The organism is Cryobacterium shii (genome assembly GCF_004402595.1).
GTDB lineage: Bacteria > Actinomycetota > Actinomycetes > Actinomycetales > Microbacteriaceae > Cryobacterium > Cryobacterium shii.
Map to the genome: position 1 here is coordinate 123,783 of NZ_SOFY01000011.1, position 19,040 is coordinate 142,822.

18 protein-coding genes and 1 pseudogene are annotated in these 19,040 nt (G+C 69.2%); 7 read left to right on the forward strand and 12 right to left on the reverse strand.

Annotated features, from left to right (window positions below):
- Position 1 precedes the first annotated feature (1 nt).
- From E3O49_RS02350 to E3O49_RS02365, 4 genes are all read left to right on the forward strand, one after another.
- Positions 2-289 (forward strand): DUF6457 domain-containing protein, encoded by a 288-nt coding sequence (locus tag E3O49_RS02350; RefSeq protein WP_134366237.1) that lies wholly within the window; start codon positions 2-4, stop codon positions 287-289.
- On the forward strand, positions 289-528 hold the full coding sequence (locus E3O49_RS02355) for a MoaD/ThiS family protein (protein ID WP_134366238.1): 240 nt from the start codon (positions 289-291) through the stop codon (positions 526-528). The genes E3O49_RS02350 and E3O49_RS02355 overlap by 1 nt, the downstream gene beginning before the upstream one ends.
- A gap of 164 nt (positions 529-692) precedes the next feature.
- Positions 693-2,018 carry an MFS transporter gene (locus E3O49_RS02360; RefSeq protein ID WP_134366239.1) on the forward strand — a complete coding sequence of 442 codons (1,326 nt, stop codon included), beginning with the start codon at positions 693-695 and terminating at the stop codon, positions 2,016-2,018.
- A 195-nt stretch (positions 2,019-2,213) separates the two neighbouring features.
- On the forward strand, positions 2,214-2,726 hold the full coding sequence (locus E3O49_RS02365) for a flavodoxin family protein (protein ID WP_134366240.1): 513 nt from the start codon (positions 2,214-2,216) through the stop codon (positions 2,724-2,726).
- A gap of 118 nt (positions 2,727-2,844) precedes the next feature.
- On the opposite strand, the gene E3O49_RS02370 is transcribed toward E3O49_RS02365, so the two are convergent.
- On the reverse strand, positions 2,845-3,360 hold the full coding sequence (locus E3O49_RS02370) for a DUF2231 domain-containing protein (RefSeq protein WP_198416872.1): 516 nt from the start codon (positions 3,358-3,360) through the stop codon (positions 2,845-2,847).
- Between the two features lie 211 nt (positions 3,361-3,571).
- Between E3O49_RS02370 and E3O49_RS02375 the strand changes: the two are divergent.
- Positions 3,572-3,757, forward strand: a pseudogene (locus E3O49_RS02375) (dihydrofolate reductase family protein); the annotation flags it as partial.
- A gap of 55 nt (positions 3,758-3,812) precedes the next feature.
- On the opposite strand, the gene E3O49_RS16950 reads toward E3O49_RS02375, so the two are convergent.
- From E3O49_RS16950 to E3O49_RS02425, 11 genes are all read right to left on the reverse strand, one after another.
- Positions 3,813-3,965, reverse strand: coding sequence for a DUF2252 family protein (locus E3O49_RS16950; protein WP_241978679.1), 153 nt, complete (start codon positions 3,963-3,965; stop codon positions 3,813-3,815).
- Entirely contained in the window at positions 3,922-5,262 is a 1,341-nt protein-coding gene (locus tag E3O49_RS02380; RefSeq protein WP_241975817.1) for a DUF2252 domain-containing protein, read from the reverse strand. Before E3O49_RS02380 ends, E3O49_RS16950 begins: the two co-directional genes overlap by 44 nt.
- A gap of 96 nt (positions 5,263-5,358) precedes the next feature.
- A complete protein-coding gene (gene narI, locus E3O49_RS02385; RefSeq protein ID WP_134366242.1) occupies positions 5,359-6,132 on the reverse strand; it encodes a respiratory nitrate reductase subunit gamma in 774 nt (257 codons plus the stop codon).
- Positions 6,129-6,821, reverse strand: a complete 693-nt coding sequence (narJ, locus tag E3O49_RS02390; RefSeq protein WP_134366243.1) for a nitrate reductase molybdenum cofactor assembly chaperone — start codon at positions 6,819-6,821, stop codon at positions 6,129-6,131. The genes narI and narJ overlap by 4 nt, the downstream gene beginning before the upstream one ends.
- Complete coding sequence (gene narH, locus E3O49_RS02395) at positions 6,818-8,497, reverse strand: nitrate reductase subunit beta (RefSeq protein WP_134402491.1); 1,680 nt, start codon at positions 8,495-8,497, stop codon at positions 6,818-6,820. The genes narJ and narH overlap by 4 nt, the downstream gene beginning before the upstream one ends.
- On the reverse strand, positions 8,498-12,280 hold the full coding sequence (locus tag E3O49_RS02400; RefSeq protein WP_134450933.1) for a nitrate reductase subunit alpha: 3,783 nt from the start codon (positions 12,278-12,280) through the stop codon (positions 8,498-8,500).
- A 79-nt stretch (positions 12,281-12,359) separates the two neighbouring features.
- Positions 12,360-13,061, reverse strand: a complete 702-nt coding sequence (locus E3O49_RS02405) for a helix-turn-helix transcriptional regulator (RefSeq protein ID WP_134404336.1) — start codon at positions 13,059-13,061, stop codon at positions 12,360-12,362.
- A 157-nt stretch (positions 13,062-13,218) separates the two neighbouring features.
- Entirely contained in the window at positions 13,219-15,873 is a 2,655-nt protein-coding gene (locus E3O49_RS02410) for a multicopper oxidase domain-containing protein (RefSeq protein WP_134402489.1), read from the reverse strand.
- Positions 15,870-16,955, reverse strand: coding sequence for a hypothetical protein (locus tag E3O49_RS02415; RefSeq protein WP_134450935.1), 1,086 nt, complete (start codon positions 16,953-16,955; stop codon positions 15,870-15,872). Before E3O49_RS02415 ends, E3O49_RS02410 begins: the two co-directional genes overlap by 4 nt.
- Positions 16,956-17,030: 75 nt before the next feature.
- Entirely contained in the window at positions 17,031-17,324 is a 294-nt protein-coding gene (locus tag E3O49_RS02420; RefSeq protein ID WP_241978674.1) for a DUF2249 domain-containing protein, read from the reverse strand.
- A gap of 83 nt (positions 17,325-17,407) precedes the next feature.
- Positions 17,408-17,890, reverse strand: a complete 483-nt coding sequence (locus E3O49_RS02425) for a molybdenum cofactor biosynthesis protein MoaE (protein WP_241975815.1) — start codon at positions 17,888-17,890, stop codon at positions 17,408-17,410.
- Between the two features lie 127 nt (positions 17,891-18,017).
- On the opposite strand from E3O49_RS02425, the gene E3O49_RS16670 reads away from it, so the two are divergent.
- Both E3O49_RS16670 and E3O49_RS16450 read left to right on the forward strand, forming a co-directional pair.
- A complete protein-coding gene (locus tag E3O49_RS16670; RefSeq protein ID WP_166787097.1) occupies positions 18,018-18,344 on the forward strand; it encodes a TDT family transporter in 327 nt (108 codons plus the stop codon).
- Positions 18,345-18,403: 59 nt separating this feature from the next.
- Positions 18,404-19,036 carry an SLAC1 family transporter gene (locus E3O49_RS16450; RefSeq protein WP_160141003.1) on the forward strand — a complete coding sequence of 211 codons (633 nt, stop codon included), beginning with the start codon at positions 18,404-18,406 and terminating at the stop codon, positions 19,034-19,036.
- Positions 19,037-19,040: the final 4 nt, after the last annotated feature.

Sequence of the window (19,040 nt, forward strand, 5' to 3'; positions counted from 1 at the left end):
AATGAGCACCTCCGCCCCGCTTCCCCCCGAGGCCCTCGACGACTGGCTGGCGGCCCTCGCCGCGCGGCTGGGCCTCGACCCGGCCGACGTCCCGGTGGGCACCCTGCTCGACGTGGCCCGCGACGTGGCCCACAATGTGGCCCGGCCCGCCGCGCCGCTGAGCACGTTCCTGGTCGGGCTGGCCGCCGCCCGCGCCGGGGGTACCGCCGCCGACATTGAACGCGCCTCCGCCCTGGCCACCGAGCTCGCCCTGGCATGGCCGGCCGACTACCCGGACACGACCCGCTGATGGCCACGGTGCGCTTCTTCGCGGCCGCCGCCGAGGCCGCCGCCACCGACGGCACCGCCCTCGACGCGGCCACGATCGGCGACCTGCGCGCCCGGCTCGTGGCCCGCTACGGGGCCGAGTTCGAACGCATCCTGAACCGGTGCTCGCTGCTGGTGAACGGCACCCGGGCCACGGATGACGCGGTGCCGCTCGCCGGCAGCGACGCCGTCGACGTGCTGCCGCCCTTCGCCGGCGGCTGACCCGGCCCGCCACCGTTCGGCTACCGCCGGGACGAGGTTCGAGCCGGACCGGATCGGAATCATTTTTCACGGTGTTCGCGCGTTGTCGCATCCCGGCCGGCCGGTCAAGGTGGTAGCTATGCGGGCCTTTGGCGCCCGGCAGCGCACTCGGACGAAGGAAGAACATGTCTGTCGCACCGCCCACGCAGTACGCCGCGAACCTCCAACCGGACCTGTCGAACTGGGACCCGGAACACGACGAGACCTGGGATCCGAAGCTCGCCTGGCGCACCCTCTGGATCACCACCTTCAGCCTGACGCTCAGTTTCGCCACCTGGTACCTCGTCAGCGCGATCGCCCCGCGCCTGAACGACATCGGCTACTCGCTGACTCCCGGCCAGCTGTACTGGCTGGTGGCCCTGCCCGGACTCGCCGGCGGCCTGCTGCGCCTGGTCTTCATGTTCCTGCCGCCGATGATGGGCACCCGGGCCCTCGTGGCCATGTCCTCGGCCCTGCTCGTACTGCCCATGATCGGCTGGACCCTCGCCGCCCGCGACACCTCCACCCCGTACTGGGTGCTGCTCGCGCTGTCCTTCTCGGCCGGAATCGGCGGCGGCACGTTCTCCGGCTTCATGGCATCCACCAGCTATTTCTTTCCCAAACGCCTCGCCGGCACCGCGCTCGGCCTGCAGGCCGGCCTCGGCAACTTCGGCATCGGCCTGATGCAGCTGCTGCTGCCCTGGGTCGTGGGCTTCGGCCTCCTCGGCACGGCGGCCCTCACCCCGCAGAGCAGCGCCGCGGGCGACCTGGTCTGGCTGCACAACGGCGGCCTGGTGCTCATCCCCTGGGCGCTGCTCGCCGTCGTGCTCTCGGTCGTGTACCTGCGGCGGGTGCCGGTCACGGCCAACTTCCGCCAGCAGATGGACATCTTCGGGGTCAAGCACACCTGGATCATGACGGCCATCTACCTGATGAGCTTCGGCGCCTACAGCGGCCTGGCCGCCCAGATGGGCCTGATCATCCTCAACGTCTACGGCGACTTCCCGGATGCCCCGAACCCGCTCGCGTTCGCGTTCATCGGCCCCGTCGTGGGCGCCCTGGTGCGCGCGGCCAGCGGGCCGTTCTGCGACCGGTGGGGCGGCGCGATCTTCACCTTCGTCGGCGGCCTCGGCATGGTGGCGGGAACCGCGTTCACGTCCTTCTTCCTCACCCCGACCAGCGTGGACGAGTTCTGGGGCTTCCTCGCCGGCATGATCGTGATCTTCTTCTTCGCGGGACTGGCCAACGCCGGCACGTTCAAGCAGATGCCGATGATCTTCCCTAAGCGACAGGCCGGCGGCGCCATCGCCTGGACCTCCGCGATCGCGGCCTTCGGCCCGTTCATCGTCGGCATCTCGCTCACGGCCATCAGCCCGACCGCGTTCTTCATCGGCTGCACCGTGTTCTGCGTCTTCTGCACCTGGCTCGTTTGGTTCTACTACGCCCGCAAGGGCGCTCCCTTCCCCAGCTGACCGCGCCGCGCCGCGCCCTAACGAATTCGACGGAGATTCTGCCCGAATCGGCCCCAGATACCCCGAAGACGCGCTTTTACAGCAAAATCTCCGTCGAATTGGTTCCGCGCCGGGGGCGGCGGCCGGGGGCGGCCGGCTGCCGCGGTTCCCTCGGCGGCACCATCGACGTATTCTGGGCAAAAAACGGAGGACGTCATGCGAGCACTCGTGGTCTACGAATCCCAATGGGGCAACACCGAGCAGGTCGCGCGTGCGATCGCCGCCGAACTCGGCACCACCATGGAGGTGGAGGTCGTCGACACCGACAGCGCTCCAGCGTCGGCCGACGGCTACGACCTCCTGCTGGTCGGCGGCCCGACGCACGCCTTCTCGATGAGCCGGCCGAACACCCGGCAGGATGCCGTGAACCAGCATGAGGCGCCCCGGTTGCCGACTCGAGGCATCCGGGAATGGCTGGACGGCCTCGCCCCGGTGACGGGTGTCAAGGCCGCGACCTTCGACACCCGCGCGAACGCGCCGCGCCTGCCGGGCTCAGCGGCCCGGGCGGCGAAGCAGGAGTTGAAGAGCCTCGGCTTCGAGATCGTGGTCAAGCAGATGAGCTTCCACGTGCACGGCTACGCCGGCCCGCTCGTGGACGGCGAGCTCGAGCGGGCCGTCGAGTGGGCGCACGAAGTCTCCAGCGGCCTCACCTCCGCGGACACCCAGTAAGTCTCAGAGCACATGGGTGTCTGAGTACCTGGAAAGAAGCCTCCAGCGGCGAACGGATGACCCGGTCGCCGCTGGAGGCTGGGGAACGTCTGACGGCCGCGGAACGGCCAGTGCCGGCTCAGTCCTTGTTGCCGGCGGGCGCCGGTGTGCCCATGTCATCGGACCAGACGGCGGTCGCGCCGCTGTGGCCGATGCGGATGGCCTGCACGGTGGTGCCGGTGGAGGCGAGCAGGGCGGCCGCGGCCAGGACGATGGCGACCCACCTCGGGGCGCGGCGCGTGGAGCCCCGGCCGAAGATCTCCCGGTAGTTCCACCAGAGCAGCACGCCGGCGACCACGGCCAGACCGATCACCCACGGCAGCAGGCCCTCGGCCAGGTCGGCGTGCGTCTCGATCAGGGCGCTCTCGGAGACCCGCTCCTCGAGTGCTTCGCCGGACTGGGTCGACAACGGCACGAGAACGACGGCGGCCAGGGCCAGCAGCAGCGGAAGGAATCTGGCCCACTTGCGGAAGCGGGGCCACAGGGCGGCAACGACGATGACAAGGGCTGCAGTGGGAACGACGACCTCGGTGGCGTGCACGATGAGGGGGTGAACGGGCAGACCGGCGATGGTGTCGAGCAGCGCTTCGAACATGGTTCTCCTTGTGGGCGTCACCGGGCAGGCACGTGTGTGAGCCCGTACTCTCGCAATGCTAAGCACGGGGAGCCGTACCTCGCCACGACGTGCAGCCTTCCCTCAGTAGCCCGCGCGGCGGGTCGCTGCACAACGGGTCGAAACGAAGGGACAGCATCTTGGCCAGACTCGTCTACACCGGGATCACGTCGCTCGACGGCTACGTGGGGGGCCCGACCTGGCCGCACGGATGATCCGGGCCGGCCTGGTGGACGAGTTCCGGCTGCTCGTCTCGCCGATCATGCTCGGCGGCGGCCACTCCCACTTCCCGAACGGAGTGCGCGTGCCGCTGCAGCTGCTCGCCGACCGCCGTTTCGGCAACGGCGTCGTCTTCGTCCGCTATCGCGCCGAACCGTGAGTCTCGCCCCTATTTTTTCGATTTACCGGGTCTTTTCTCACGGTTCGGCGAAGAACTAGACGCCTTCGATTGCCTGCAGGCGGCCGGAACCGACCGCCCCGGCGAACAGGGCGTAGTCCCGGTCGTTCTGGTCGGCGTAGCGCTCGGAGAAATCGGTGACCGATTTATCGAACTTGTCGCTCTTGCCGAGGTAGGCCGCGATCGCGATCGGGTCGCCCGAGCGGGCGTACGCCCGAGCGGGCGTACGCCCGGGCGAGCGTCCAGCCGCAGGCGTGGGCGTACAGCGACAGGCCGGCCGGTTTCAGCGATTCGACCTCGGCAGACCCCTTCATGTCGCGCAGCTGCCGCCAGTACATGAAGCGGTTCTCCTGCACGCCCTTCGTCCAGCCCAGGTAGATGTCACTGGCGGCCTGCATCAGCCGTTGGCCCTGCACGACCCGCTCCCCCGGTTGCTTGTAACGACTCTTCGGCAGGTGGTCTTCCAGAACGGATGCCGTGGCCTCCTTGATCTGCAGGAAGAGCGGGTCCTGTTCATCTCGCCCCTGGAGCAGGGCGATGAAGGAGCGGGTGCCGACACTGCCGACACCCACCACCTTGCGGGCCACGTCGACCAGCTGGAACTGCTCGAGCAGATGACGGCGGTCGTCCGGAAGGGTGACCCGGTAGGCGCGCAACTGGTCGAGGATAGCGCGCCGGGTCTCCTCGGCTGACATCCCGAACGCGTCGAGGAGCCCTCGGGCGGGGATGACGATCGGCGGCTGACTCACGATCCGGTACTGCCCGTTGTCGAACTCGGCGAGTTTGGAGAGAGCCTGCAGGCTATCCCTGGTGCGGGCCTTCGCCGAGTTGCGCTGCATTGTCTTCTCGATGGTCCGGTTCAGTTTCCGCTGCTTGCCTGTCCCGGCGCCCACGGACTGTTGGAGGACCTTCGTCAGGTCCTCCTGTGACAACCGGGCGTACCAGATGTCCATGGTGCGCATCTGGGCGAACGAGGCCATGGCCTCTCGATACGCACGGACCGCCGCGAGGGTCACATCCCGGGCGCCGGACGCGCTGAAGCCGTTGTTTCGGGCTGCGATCGTGAAACTGGCGGTCATCCGCAGCACGTCGTACTCGAACGGACCGGGGAGCGTCTCATCGAAGTCGTTGAGGTCGAAGAGGAGCAGCCGCTCGGGTGACACGAACACGCCGAAATTGGAGAGGTGGGCGTCACCGCATTGCTGGGCGATCAGGCCCGCCCGGGGCGTGTCCGTGAGGTCGGTCGCCATGATCTTGGCCGCACCGCGGTAGAAGGTGAAGGGGGAAACCAGCATCCGGTCGTGCCGAACCGGCACCAGGTCCTGCTCCCTGGTGGTGTTCTGAGCCTCGAGCAGCGACGGCGGGTCCGGCCGGTCGGCGGCGGGAACCCAGCCCCGATGACTGGTGAGGGGCGTGCGCTCCCGCGCGCTCCTGCCGCGGGCTTTCCGCTCCTCGACGCTGAGGTGCTGCGCTTTGGGCGCGGTCATGATCGGAGACCTTTCGGCTGCACTGCAATCGGCGGGTGAGAACATCTCCACGATTGCCCGGCCGCGCGCCGGCGTCAATGTCTCCGGGCCGGGCGGCTAACGGCGACTGCCCTCCCGATGGCGGGTGCCGCGTGGCAGCTCGCTCTTCTCCCAGCCGCGGCGGGCCTTCACTGCACCCGCGCCGCGGTGGCCGTCCCGCGAACGGTAGACGATGTAGGGCCGCACGAAGTAGCCGAGCGGCGCCGAGAAGACGTGCACCAGGCGACTGAACGGCCACAGCAGGAACAGGGCCGTCGCCGAGAGCACGTGCAGCTGGAAGAAGAACGGCACGCCGCTCATCAGCGACGGGTCCGGCTGGAAACCGTAGAGGCTGCGGAGCCAGGGCGAGATCGACCCGCGGTAGTCGTAGCCGGCGCCGAGCACCTGGTAGAGCACCGTGGCCGTGGTGCCGAAGGCGATGGTGCCGGCGAGGAAGAGGTACATCACCTTGTCCATCGCGGTCGTGACCAGTTTGACCCGGGCGACCAGGCGCCGACGAACCAGCAGGATGACCAGGCCCGCGATGGTCAGCACCGCCGCGATGCTGCCCAGCCAGGTGGCCCCCAGGTGGTACAAATGCTCGGTGACGCCGAATAACTCGAGCCAGGGCTTGGGGATGAACAGGCCCACGAGGTGGCCGCCGAAGACCATCAGGATGCCGTAGTGGAACATCGGCGAGCCCCAGCGCAGCCACTTGTTCTCGTAGGTCTGGCTCGACCGGGACGTCCAGCCGAACTGGTCGAACCGGTAGCGCAGCAGGTGGCCGACGATGAAGACGACGGCCGCGGCGTAGGGGAACGCCACCCAGAGCAGAATGTCGAGCGGGGTCATACCCGTACGTCCTCACTGTTCGCGGCGGACGGCGAGAACGGTTTGAGATTGCCGAGAAAGGTCATGCCGACCGTCTCGGTGGGCGGTCCCTCGTTGACGAGGTCCAGGTAGCGCTGACGGGTTTCCTCGTCGATCTTCGGCAGCGACAGGGACACCACCTCCACGACGTGCGCGTAGGGGCTCGGCACCGCCTCGAGGGCCGTGCGGAGCACCTCGATGCCGTCGCGGTGGGCGGCGAGCAACTCCTGGGCGATCGGCGACTCGCTGAGGGCCGAGAATTCCAGCACCATCGGCAGGTAGTCGGGCAGTTCGTCCGCCGCCACCTCCCAGCCGGCCGCGCGGTAGGCCTCGACGAAGCGCACCAGCGCCATTCCGCGCCGGCGAGTGTCCCCCGCCGCGTAGTAGCTCAGGTACGGACAGCACTTGCGCTTGAGGTCGAACGTGGCCGTGAAGTGGATCTCCAGCTCCTGCTGGCTCATCGCATCCGCCGCCGTCAGGAACGCCTCGAAGGCGTGGCGGAGCGGATCCGGCAGCAGCGTCACCGACGCGGCCACGGCCGAAAAGCGCGCCCGGCGCTCCTCGCTGGGGTAGTCCAGCAGGATCGACGCCGCCATGTGCGCCATCCGGCCGTCCTCCGCGGACAACGGCAGGGCTGTCACCTTGCGGACCGGCAGCTTCGGCAGCCTCATGCGGGGCTCCCGGGGGCGCCGTCGGCGGTTCTGGGCGGGAACATGCCCTTCGGCACGCCTCCGCCGGTCCAGTTGAGCAGGTTGACCCGGCCCGGCGTGGTGGGCCGGGTGCGTTCCCCGCCCTTGCCGACCATCTCGTTGTAGTTGTCGACGGTCGCGTTCAAAGGCATGCCCGGGGTCTTCCCGTAGGGGCCCGCCGCCGTGGCCGCGGTGGGCCCGCCCATGCCGGGGCCGCCGTCGGTGTCGAGCGAGCAGGCGAGTTCCTCCAGCTCGCGCGCCGTCTCGACGTGCGCCTTCGGGATGACGTAGCGGTCCTCGTACTTGGCGATCGCCAGCAGGCGGTACATCGCCTCGATCTCGGTGCCGGTCATGCCGACCGCGGCCGGGATCGACTCGTCGCGGGGGCGCCCCAGGTTGATGTCGCGCATGTAGGACCGCATCGCGGCGAGCTTGCGCAGGGAGGACTCGACCGGAACGACGTCCCCGGCCGAGAACAGGCCGGCCAGGTACTCCACCGGGATGCGGAGCTTGTCGATGGCGGCGAACAGGGTGCGGGCATCCTCGCCGTCGTTGTTGGTGGTCGAGATGACGTCGACCACCGGGGACAGCGGCGGGATGTACCAGACCATGGGCATGGTGCGGTACTCCGGGTGCAGCGGCAGGGCCACCTTGTACTCGGAGATGAGCTTGTAGATGGGGCTGTTCTGGGCGGCGAGGATCCAGTCGTCCTCCATGCCCTCCGCCTTCGCCGCGGCGATCACCTCCGGGTCAAACGGGTCGAGGAAGCAGGCGCGCTGGGCATCCAGCAGGTCGTGCTCGTTCTCGACCGAGGCCTGCGCGAGGACCGCGTCGGCGTCGTAGAGCATCAGGCCCAGGTAGCGCAGCCGGCCGACGCAGGTCTCGGAGCAGATGGTGGGCTTGCCCTGCTCGATCAACGGGTAGCAGAGAGTGCACTTCTCCGCTTTGCCGGTCTTGTGGTTGAAGTAGACCTTCTTGTAGGGGCAGGCGGAGACGCACATGCGCCAGCCGCGGCATCCGTCTTCATCGACGAGCACGATGCCGTCTTCTTCGCGCTTGTACATCGCGCCCGAGGGGCAGGCGGCGACGCAGGCGGGGTTCAGACAGTGCTCGCAGATGCGCGGCAGGTAGAACATGAAGGTGTTCTCGAACTCCATCTTCACGTGCTCGCTCATGGTGGCGAGGATGGGGTCGTCGGCCGCGGTCTCCTGCGAGCCGCCGAGGTTGTCGTCCCAGTTGCCGGACCACTTGATGTCCATGTTCTGGCCGGTCAGCAGGGATTTGGGCCGGGCCACCGGGCTCTGGGTGCTCAGCGGGGCCTTGGTGAGCATGTCGTAGTCGTAGGTCCACGGCTCGTAGTAGTCGTCGATGACGGGCAGGTCCGGGTTGTTGAAGATGGTGGCCAGGCGCTTGATCCGGCCGCCGGAGCGCAGCTTCAGGCGTCCGCGCTTGTTGCGCGTCCAGCCGCCCTTCCACTTCTCCTGGTCCTCGTAGCGGCGCGGGTAGCCCACGCCGGGCTTGGTCTCCACGTTGTTGAACCAGACGTACTCGACGCCGGTGCGGTTGGTCCAGACCTGCTTGCAGGTGACCGAGCAGGTGTGGCAGCCGATGCACTTGTCGAGATTCATGATCATCGACATTTGAGCCATTACGCGCATTTAGTACTCAACCTCCTGGCTGCGTCGACGGATCACGGTGACCTCGTCGCGTTGGTTCCCGGTCGGGCCGAGGTAGTTGAAAGCGAAGGACAGCTGGGCGTAGCCGCCAATCAGGTGGCTGGGTTTGAGCAGGATGCGGGTGAGGGAGTTGTTGGTGCCACCGCGCATGCCGCTGGTCTCGGCGATCGGCACGTTGATGGTGCGGTCCTTCGCGTGGTACATGTACACGGTGCCCTCCGGCATCCGGTGCGACACGATGGCGCGGGCCACGACGACGCCGTTGCGGTTGTAGGACTCGATCCACTCGTTGTCGCGCACGCCGATCTTGTCGGCGTCGAGCGGAGACATCCAGATGGTCGGGCCGCCGCGGGACAGCGAGAGCATCATCAGGTTGTCCTGGTACTCGGAGTGGATCGACCACTTCGAGTGCGGCGTCAGGTAGCGCACCGCCACCTCGGCCCGGCCCTTCGAGCCGGTCGCCCCGGTCGCGGCGGTCGAGCCCACGATCGAGTCGTCGAACAGGCGGTGCATGTCCAGCGGCGGCCGGAAGATCGGCAGCTGCTCCCCCAGTTCGATCATCCAGTCATGGTCGAGGTAGAAGTGCTGCCGCCCGGTCAGGGTGTGCCACGGCTTGAGGTGCTCCACGTTGATCGTGAACGCGCTGTAGCGTCGGCCGCCGTGCTCGCTGCCGGACCATTCCGGGGAGGTGAGCACCGGGACCGGCGCGCCCTGGACATCCGGGTAGGAGAAGCGGCGGCCCTCGTTGTCGCTGGCCAGGTGCGCCAGCTTCATTCCGGTGCGCTCCTCCATCTGGCGGAAGCCCTGCGTGCCGAGGCGGCCGTTAGTGGTGCCGGAGAGGGCCAGCACCATTTCACAGGCCTGGATGGCGGTCTTCAGCTGCGGCCGTCCCGCGGTGGGGCCGCTCTGGACCAGGCCGTTCTTCTGGCCGAGGTAGGCGACCTCGACGTCCGGGTTGAACTTGACGCCCTTGGTGACCATCCCGAGCTTCTCGGTCAGCGGCCCGAGGGCCCCGAGCCGGGCCGCGAAGGCCGGGTAGTCGCGTTCGACCACGACCAGCTTGGGCATGGTCACGCCGGGCACCAGCACCTGGTCGTACTCGACGATGCCGTGGGGGGCGCTCATCGCATCCGGGGTGTCGTGCAGCAGCGGCACGGCGACGAGGTCCTTCCGAACTCCGAGGTGCTCGACCGACATTTCGGAGATCTTCTCCGCCAGGAGGTGGAAGATGTCGAAGTCGGTCTTGGCCTGCCAGGGCGGGGCGATCGCGGGGTTGAAGGAGTGGATGAACGGGTGCATGTCCGTCGTGGACAGGTCGTTCTTCTCATACCAGGTGGCCGGGGGCAGCACCACGTCGCTGAAGATGGTGGTGCTCGTCATGCGGAAGTCGCTGGTCACCATCAGGTCGAGCTTGCCCTCGGGCGCGGTCTCGTGCCATTTCATGGTCTTCGGCCGCTTCTCCGGCGGCGACTCGGGCGCCCGCACCGCGGACTTCGTGCCGAGCAGATGCTTGAGGAAGTACTCGTTGCCCTTGCCGGAGGAGCCGATCACGTTGGCCCGCCAGATGTCCAGGATGCGCGGGAAGTTCTCCGGCGCATCCGGGTCTTCGACCGCGTATTCGAGCGTGCCGTCGCCGAGGGACTCGACCACGTACTGGGCCGGGTCCACACCCGCGGCGACCGCGTCGTCGACCAGGTCGAGCGAATTGCGGTTGAAGGTGGGGTAGCCGGGCATCCAGCCGCGCTTGGTCGACTCGACCAGGCAGTCGGCCGTGGTGCGGTCCTTGAACGTGCCGGCCCCGAGCGGGCTGGACAGGGTGTCGGCGGACAGTCCGTCGTAGCGCCACTGGTCGGTGGCGAGGTAGAAGAAGCCGGTGCCGATCATCTGGCGGGGCGGCCGCACCCAGTCCAGGCCAAACGCGTACTGGCCGTAGCCGGTGAGCGGGCGTACCTTCTCCTGGCCGACGTAGTGCGCCCAGCCGCCGCCGTTCACGCCCTGGCAGCCGGTCATGGTGGTCAGGGCGAGGAAGGCCCGGTAGATGGTGTCGGAGTGGAACCAGTGGTTGGTGCCGGCGCCCATCAGGATCATCGAGCGCCCACCGGAGTCCTCGGCGTTCTGCGCGAACTCCCGCCCGATCCGCTCGGCGGCCTGCATCGGCACCGACGTGATGCCCTCCTGCCAGGCCGGGGTGCCCGGCGAGGACGCGTCGTCGTAGCCGGTGGGCCAGACGCCCGGCAGGCCGGGCCGGCCGACGCCGTACTGGGCGAGCAGCAGGTCGAACACGGTGGTGACCAGCTGGCCGGCCACCATCCGCACGGGCACGCCGCGACGGATGATGCCCGCGCCTCCCGCGTGCTGCTCGCCGACCTCGTCGGTCTCCGGTGCCACGTCGAACCGCGGCATGTCGATGGCCACGGATGCCTGGTCGTAGTCGGGTGCGTCCGCGATCGACAGCAGCGGGTCGACGCCCTCCAGGTCGAGGTTCCACTTGCCCACGTCGGTCTCGGAGAACCGGTGCCCGATCGAACCGTTGGGCACGACAACCTGGCCGTCCTGGCCCAGAAGCACCGGCTTGAACGCGGCGCTGGCGACGGTCGGTGCCAGGCCGGGCAGGGCATCCGCGGTCATGAACTTGCCGGGAACGTACGCGTCGCCGCGCTTGGTGAGACCGATCAGGTAGGCGGAGTCGCTGTAGCGCTTCATGTAGTCGACGAAGCGGGGGGTGCGGCGGTCGACCAGGAATTCCCTGAGCACGACGTGGCCCATGGCCAGCGCGAGGGCGCCGTCGGTGCCGGGGTGCACCGCCAGCCACTCGTCGGCGAACTTGGAGTTGTCGGCGTAGTCGGGCGAGACGGTGATGACCTTCTGGCCCTTGTAGCGGGCTTCGACCATGAAGTGCGCGTCGGGGGTGCGGGTGACCGGCACGTTGGAGCCCCACATGATCAGGTAGGACGAGTTCCACCAGTCGGCCGACTCCGGCACGTCGGTCTGGTCGCCGAACACCTGCGGGGAGGCGACGGGCAGGTCGGCGTACCAGTCGTAGAAGGAGAGCATGGTGCCGCCGAGCATGGAGATGAACCGGTTGCCCACCCCCTGCGAGACGATCGACATGGCGGGGATCGGCGAGAAGCCGGCGATGCGATCCGGGCCGTACTTCTTGATGGTGTGCACGTGGGCGGCGGCGACGATCTCGGATGCCTCGTCCCAGCTGGTGCGCACCAGGCCGCCCTGGCCGCGGGCGCTCTTATAGGCGCGGGCGGACTCGGGGTTGCCGGTGACGTCGGCCCAGGCGAGCACCGGGTCGCCGGTGCGGGCCTTCGCCTGGCGGTAGAGGTCGAGCAGCACGCCGCGCACGTAGGGGTATTTCACCCGGGTCGGCGAGTAGGTGTACCAGCTGAAGGCGGCGCCGCGGGGGCAGCCGCGGGGCTCGTATTCGGGCGAGTCGGGGCCGACGGAGGGGTAGTCGGTCTGCTGGGTCTCCCAGGTGATGATGCCGTCCTTGACGTACACCTTCCAGGAGCAGGAGCCGGTGCAGTTCACGCCGTGGGTGGACCGCACCTCCTTGTCGTGGGTCCAGCGGTCGCGGTAGAACGAGTCGGCGTCGCGGCCGCCCTCGAGGAACACCGAGCGGAGGTCGGGCGAGGCCTTGCCGCGGCGCAGGAAGCGCCCGAGTTTCAGGATCGTGTCGTCGATCGGGCCGTCGATGCCGGGCTTCGCGGGTGTGGCGGCCGGCTTCGAAAAGGCGGAATTCTTGAGCGATTTCACACTGTACCCCTTGCACTGCCCGGGGTCACTGCGGTCAGCGACCACCCTCGCAGCCCAGTCTCACCGGCGGGAAAAGGCGCTACAAGTCAGAAACGCCGTGATAAATGATTGCGGGCCGGTGCTGCTCCTGGGGCTGTGCGTCTTCGGCGGGTTCAGTGTCGGACCGGTGTAGGTCGAGAATGCAGGTGTTCGGTTCGACCAGCGGGTGCAGCGCGTCGGCGCTTAGCGGGCCCTCGGTCATCTCCAGCAGTGTCTTCAGCAGCCCGAAGTGCACCCGACAGACCTCGGGGTGTGCCTTGACCATGTCCCTGTACGGGCACTCGTGCAGGTGAACGTGGTCACCGTCGGCGTCGTCGATCGCGAGCCGCGCGTCGAAGCCGGTGCCGTCGAGGTGGTCGTCGAGGGCGTCCAGTTGCCGTTGCAGCGGCGAGTGGATGACGGCCTCGACCCGCAGCATCCGTCGCACCTGATCGCCGTGGCGCTCGGCTGCCTGGGCCTTGGCCGCCCGGATCGAACCCTCGGCGCGGTCCGGGCCGGCGGCGGCGCTGTACAGCATCCGCGGACGGCCCTTTGAGTCCTTGCTTTCCGGCTGGCAGGTGACGAAACCATCGCCGATCAGGCGCTGCAGGTGCTCGCGGGCCGTGTTGTGGTGCAGTCCGGTGGCTTCGGCCAGGTCGCCCACCGTCATGGTTCCGCGTTGCTGCAGAAAGTGCAGCAGTTTGATCCTGCTGAACGAAGCGAGCGTGCGGTAGCTCGACGTGCGTTTCGACGACGGCGTCATCGGCCCAGTCTCCTGTCCACCCGGCAAAACCGATACCCCTGGGCGCAAACTCGGTGCCCGCGGGTCGCCCCTGAACCAATTCGACGGAGATTTTGCCGATTTGGGCCCGAAACCGCCCGCTTTGCGCTTGTGGGACCAAAATCTCCGTCGAATTCGTTCACGGCGTGACCTGGAAGACGCCACGAGCGCCCTTTTCGGCGTCGGACATGACGTGGCTGACGAAGGGATAGCTGCCGGCCTCGGGGAAGGTCAGCTCGACGAAGCCACCCTGGGCGGCGGCCAGGTCGAGCACCTGCGAACCGCCGGTTCCGGTGCTGCCGCCGTCGCGCAGCAGGTAGTCCCCCTCCTTGAACACGGTGTCGAACTGGCCGCCGACGACGTGGAAGGAGCTGCCCACGTTCGGGCCGGCGTCGAGCACCCAGACGCGCACCCGCTCCCCGACTTTCGCGGTCAGCGGCCGGGCACCGTACTGGTTGGCGATGCCGTTGAAGACCACCAGATCGGGGAACTGGGCCGCCACCTTGTCGGCGTCGGCCTCGCCGCCCTGCGCGCCGAGGTAGAGCTCGGACTGCACCAGGACGTATTCCCGGTCGACCGGGGTCAGTCCGGCCGGGTCGATGACGACGGCACCGAACATGCCGTTCGCGATGTGCACCGACATGGGCATGGTGGAGCAGTGGTAGAGCCAGATTCCCGAGCTGGTGGCGGTGAACCGGTAGCTCAGGCTCTGCCCCGGTGCGATGCTGCGCATTGCCTTGTCGGGCGCCAGAGCGCCGGCGTGGAAGTCGATCGAGTGCTCGATCGAGCCGTCGTTGACGAACGTGATGTCGAAGACGTCGCCGACCCGGCCGTGCAGGGTCGGTCCGGGGGCCGTGCCGTTGAACGTCCAGAGTGATTGGGTGACGCCGGGCGACACCTCGGTGGTGACGTTCTTCACCCGCATGGTCAGTGTGTGCACGGTCGGCGTGGACCCGTTCGGCGTGGACCCGGTCTGCACGGATACCGGCGGCAGCACGGCGTCGCGTGCCGTGAAGTCGGCCGCGGGCTTCTTCATCAGGTCGAGGTCGTCCGCCGCCGACGATTCCCCGCCGGCGGAGGCGTGGCCCGCCGGCATGGCCGCGTCCCCGGCAGGGTCCGCGCCGACGGCCACGACGGTGAGGGTCATGCCGAGCAGCTTGTGCCCGGCGATCGAGCACCAGCCGTCGATATCCGTTCCGACGACGCCGATGGTGACATCCTTGCTCGTTCCCGGAGCGACGGAACCGGAGACCACGCCGGTGGCGAGCACGAGGTTGTGCACCATGTCGTCGGCGTTGGTCAGGGTGATCACCAGGGTGTCGCCGGCCGGAATCTCGATCCGGTCCGGGCTGAAACGGGTGTCTTTCATCCTGACGTCCACTCGGGTCGTGTGCCCGGTCGCGTGGCCGCTGGCCGAGACCCCGGCGGATGCCGCCCCGCTCGCCATCCCCGCGGCGGCCGGGTCCATCGCGACGCCGAGGGTGACGACGAGGAGCAGGGCGCCGACGGCCGTGACGGTCGCGCCGGTCCGGCGCGGCTGCTCCGCGCCGGTCGCGGCGGGGCCGCCGGCCGGTCGGATCGGCGAGGCCGAGGCATCCGTGGCTCGGCGCACGCGCCGGTTCACCCGCATCGCCCGGGTCATCAAGACCAGGAAGGATGCGAGGGTGCCGACGACGAGCAGGGAGAGGGTGACCCTGACCAGGCTGGGCACCGGCAGCAGGTAGAGCACCAGGCCGCCGTTGACGACGATCACCCGGAACAGCGCGCCACGGTCGAGCTCCCGGGCCGTGGGGCGGGATACCCGGGGGCCGCCGCCGAGCACCACCGGCAGCAGGTAGCTCAGCGCACCGAGCAGGATCTGCGCGGCGAAACCGACCGCGAACACGGGGACGAGCTGCTCGAGCCGGTCCGCCGCGGCGACCCAGCTGGGAGCGAACGCCACGAGCAGTCCGAACCCGGCCACGCAGAGGAAGAACCAGGCCAGGGCGGCACCGATGCTCCAGCTTGCGAAGGTGGTCGGCGGGGACGTGCGGCCCAGGCGCACGGCCTCGACCAGGACCAGCCCGAGGCCGACCAGGTAGAGCAGGGCGCCGAGGGCGGTGACCAGACGTTGATCGGCCAGCGCGCCGAGGCCGAGCACCGCGAGCCCGGCGAGGAGCAGCGGCAGTGTGCCGCGGGCCGATGCCCGCGTGGTCTGCACCCGGGCGTGCAGCACGGTCGGCCAGAGCAGGGCGACCGTGCCGATGACGGTCAGGCCGACCCAGCCGAGCAGGTTGAGACCGATGTGGGCGACGAAGAGGCGCTCGAAGGGCTCCCCCTCGTCGGTGCGCGCCATCAGCACGCCCAGGGTCACCCCGATCGACAGGGCGACGCCGGCCGCCAGGTAGTAGCGCACGAGCGGCGCGAAGCGGGCCGGCAACGACCCGCGCGACTGGGCGAACAGGATGCCCGCATGCAGCAGGGCGTTGGCCCCGACCAGGCTGCCGCCGACCAGTACGAGCGGCCACCAGCCGCCGACCATGCCGGCCACGACGAGCGCCGCGCCCACGGTGTGGGTCAGGAGCCGGACGCCCATCGAGGCCCGGCCGCCCGGGGCGCTCCGCCGCAGCAGGGTGTCGGCGAAGTGCTGGCTCCAGGTGAGGATGGCGGTGCTGACCGCGCCCAGCAGCAACAGGTGCACCATCAGCCAGGGCGCGACCGGCAGGAAGCGGTGGAACAGCACCGCCACGACGGTGAGGACCAGCCAGGCCGGCACCAGCAGCCCGGTGAGAAGGTGCCACAATCGACGGCTCATCTGATCACTTTCGTTGTTGTCTTTCGGGCGGGCACGCCGAGCAGCACCGACACCACGGCCAGCACCACGAACAGCAGCACCGCCGCGATGTTGGCCACGCCGCCCCACTGCACCAGTTCAGGCAGGCCGCGCGCGTCGCCGAGCAGGATGCGCACCACCAGCGAGGCGTGCAGCAACAGTGCCGGCGCGTACAGCACCGGCCGGTACGGCAGCGGCCGGCGCAGCACCGCGGGCAGGATCGTGGGCGCGTGCGCCATGATCATCGACATCACGAAGCCCAGGAAGACGGCATGCAGCACGGCGTCGTAGGCCGGGCCGGAATAGGCCGGCCCGGCGAGAACCCAGACGGCGCCGACCACGAACAGCCAGGCGTAGCCGGCCAGGAGGCACACGGCAATGTAGCGCGGCAGGCCCACGCCGCGCACGAGCCGGGTCGCCACATCGTGCCGGAACAGCCAGGCCACGACCGCCAGCATCCCGAGCCCGAGGATCGGATAGCCGATCCCGGGCCAGACCAGCGCCACGAGAACGCCCCCGGTCAGGACGAGTGCGGAGGCCAGCAGCCAGGATTCGGCCCGCTCGTCGACGGAGGGCGAGATGCGAGCGAGTTCGAGGCGTTCGCCCGCGATTGTGAGCACCAGGAACAGCGTCATGGCCGGCACCAGGTGCGGGACCGGGGCACCCCCCACCAGCCAGAGCACGGTGGCGCTCACGCCCAGCAGCGCCCCGAGCGACTGCACCGCCGTGGCGGTCGATGCCTGACGCCGCCAGATCTCCCGGTAGATCGGCAGCAGCATGGCCGACCCGGCCAGGAAGGCGAGCTGCCCGATCACGACGGGCAGCGGCGACAGGAGGGCCAGCCCGCCGAGGCCCAGGAAGGCCGGGGACAGGAAGGCCCAGGCGCGCCGGATCGCGACGGCCCGCTCGAGCACGACCACGCTTCCCACGAAGCCGAAGACCATCAGGGGTCCGTGCACATCGGCCAGCCGCGCGGTGACGACCGGAGCCGGCAGGCCCAGCAGCAGCAGCGCCCCGTCAAGCCCCGCCAAAAGGGCGATGCCGCCCAGCAGGAGAAGGGCCATCCGCCAGCCGGCGCGGCGCGGGTGTCGATTCACGACGGGTATCGGGTGCTCGGTCTGACGTAGGGTACGCGGCGGTCAGGCGACGCGGGTGAAACGGATGCGCCAGGCCTCCGGACCGCGTTCCAGGTACGACACCGAGAACGCGCCGGGACGGGTATTCTCCAACTGAGCCAGCAGGGGCAGCGGGTCGTGCGGGGCGATCAGGTCGAGTGCGAAACCGATCTGGATCGCGTCCAGCGCACCGAAGATCGCCGCGTGGCGCACCGCATGCGGGATGGTGCGGCCGTCGAGCACGATGGCCTCGGCGGCGTCATCGTGGTTGCAGGTGCAGGTGTGCGCGGAGCTCAGGGCAATGGGTTCGGCAGTCATGGGAAGCATCCTCCTCGGTGGCACGACCACGCCGCGCTCTAATAAAGAGGATACACGTCCGTTTTAATAAATCGAACGCGGAATCAGGCCAGGCCGACCCAGCCGGTCGACCCGTCGGCCTCGTACTGCTTCTTCCAGATCGGCACCTCGGCCTTGACGCACTCGACCAGCCGCTCGCACGCCGTGAAGGCGTCGCCGCGATGGGCGCTCGCCGCGGCCGCGACCAGGGCCAGGTCGCCCACATCGAGGTGACCGATCCGGTGGCTGAGCGCCAGGTTCACCTGCGGGTATTCGGCGCGGAACCGGGCGACGATCTCGGACAGGATGCGGCCGGCATCCGGATGCGCGCTGTAATCGAGCCCGGTCACCTGCCCGGCCGCGTCGGGGTCGTGGTCGCGCACCTGGCCGATGAAAGTGACGACGGCCCCGCACGAGCCGGTCGAGACGACCCGCACGTGTTCAGCCACGTCGAGGGGGGCCTCGGTGACCCGGGCGAACCCGTTCTCGGCGGGGGTCGCGGCGGCGGGCGGAGTTGCGGGGGCGTCGTTCGTGCGTCCTGAATTCACAGGTCCAGAGTAGCCCGGGGCCGGGACCCGGTCGGCGGCCGCCGTGCCCTGGCATCCGTTCACGAAGCATCGAGGATGTTCGTGAGGCCGTCGGCTGCACGGCGAACCGACCGAGGAGCTCGCGCACGTGATCGCACAATCAGGCCCCCAGGATGCCGATCCGATCCCTTCAGGCCAGACCCGGGGGCTGCCCGTCGGCCGCGCCCCGCTGTCGAGCCTCGGCATCCCCTTCGGCCTGTCCGGCCTCGCCGGCACCTGGACGATGGCCGGGGACACCCTGGGCACTCCGGCCCTGATCGGCGACGTGCTCTGGTTCGTGGCGCTGGCCGCCTGGACCGGTGTGATCGGCAACTACCTGCTGCGGAGCCGGAACCGGGGCGGCGGCATCCGGGCCGACCTCGACCACCCGGTTCAGGGCGCGTTCGCGACCCTCGCGCCGTCAGTGGGATGCTGATCGGGACACATTTCGCGGCATCCACGCCTCTCGCCGGTCATATTCTCGTTGTGGCATGCATGGGGCTCGCGGTGGTTCTGGGCGCGCGCTTCGTGGCCGGGCTGGCCGCGGGGAACCGCAACATCGACGCGGTGCACGCCGGGTACCTGCTGCCCACCGTCGCCGTCTTCCTGATCCTCGGCCAGTCCGCCGCAGGCGCGGGCTGGACCGGGCTCTCCGTGGCCGGCATCGGCGTCGGGGTGCTCTTCTGGCTTCTCCTCGGCACGATCGTGCCGGCCCGGATGGTGTTCCGGCCGGCGTTGCCCGCGGCCCTGGTGCCGACGTTCGCGATCTTCTCCGCTCCCCCGGCGGTGGCCGGCAACGCGTGGTTCGCGTTCACCGGTGGCCGGCTCGACACGATTCAGTACCTGCTGCTGGGCACCTTCGTGCTGCTGATCGCGGTGCAGGCGGCCCTGATCGGCACCTACTGGCGGCTGCCGTTCACACTCGGTTTCTGGGCCTTCACGTTCACGGTCGCGTCCAGCGGCACCTACGCGCTGCACTGGCTGAAGCTGGCCGGGGGCCCCGCCCAACCGTTCTGGGGATACCTGTCGCTGACCCTGGTGACCGTGATCATCGGCAGCATCGCCGGGCGCTCGGTGAACCTGCTGGTGCGGTCCCGCAGCTCGGTCTCCGCTCTTGCCCGGGCATAACTCC

What these genes read in the sequence shown, in the direction of transcription:
- E3O49_RS02350 (WP_134366237.1), top strand. Translation starts at nt 2, where the DNA reads ATGAGCACCTCCGCCCCGCTTCCCCCCGAGGCCCTCGACGACTGGCTG.
- E3O49_RS02355 (WP_134366238.1), top strand. Translation starts at nt 289, where the DNA reads ATGGCCACGGTGCGCTTCTTCGCGGCCGCCGCCGAGGCCGCCGCCACC.
- E3O49_RS02360 (WP_134366239.1), top strand. Translation starts at nt 693, where the DNA reads ATGTCTGTCGCACCGCCCACGCAGTACGCCGCGAACCTCCAACCGGAC.
- E3O49_RS02365 (WP_134366240.1), top strand. Translation starts at nt 2,214, where the DNA reads ATGCGAGCACTCGTGGTCTACGAATCCCAATGGGGCAACACCGAGCAG.
- E3O49_RS02370 (WP_198416872.1), bottom strand. Translation starts at nt 3,360, where the DNA reads ATGTTCGAAGCGCTGCTCGACACCATCGCCGGTCTGCCCGTTCACCCC.
- E3O49_RS02380 (WP_241975817.1), bottom strand. Translation starts at nt 5,262, where the DNA reads ATGACCGCGCCCAAAGCGCAGCACCTCAGCGTCGAGGAGCGGAAAGCC.
- narI (WP_134366242.1), bottom strand. Translation starts at nt 6,132, where the DNA reads ATGACCCCGCTCGACATTCTGCTCTGGGTGGCGTTCCCCTACGCCGCG.
- narJ (WP_134366243.1), bottom strand. Translation starts at nt 6,821, where the DNA reads ATGAGGCTGCCGAAGCTGCCGGTCCGCAAGGTGACAGCCCTGCCGTTG.
- narH (WP_134402491.1), bottom strand. Translation starts at nt 8,497, where the DNA reads ATGCGCGTAATGGCTCAAATGTCGATGATCATGAATCTCGACAAGTGC.
- E3O49_RS02405 (WP_134404336.1), bottom strand. Translation starts at nt 13,061, where the DNA reads ATGACGCCGTCGTCGAAACGCACGTCGAGCTACCGCACGCTCGCTTCG.
- E3O49_RS02410 (WP_134402489.1), bottom strand. Translation starts at nt 15,873, where the DNA reads ATGAGCCGTCGATTGTGGCACCTTCTCACCGGGCTGCTGGTGCCGGCC.
- E3O49_RS02415 (WP_134450935.1), bottom strand. Translation starts at nt 16,955, where the DNA reads ATGGCCCTTCTCCTGCTGGGCGGCATCGCCCTTTTGGCGGGGCTTGAC.
- E3O49_RS02420 (WP_241978674.1), bottom strand. Translation starts at nt 17,324, where the DNA reads ATGACTGCCGAACCCATTGCCCTGAGCTCCGCGCACACCTGCACCTGC.
- E3O49_RS16450 (WP_160141003.1), top strand. Translation starts at nt 18,404, where the DNA reads ATGGGGCTCGCGGTGGTTCTGGGCGCGCGCTTCGTGGCCGGGCTGGCC.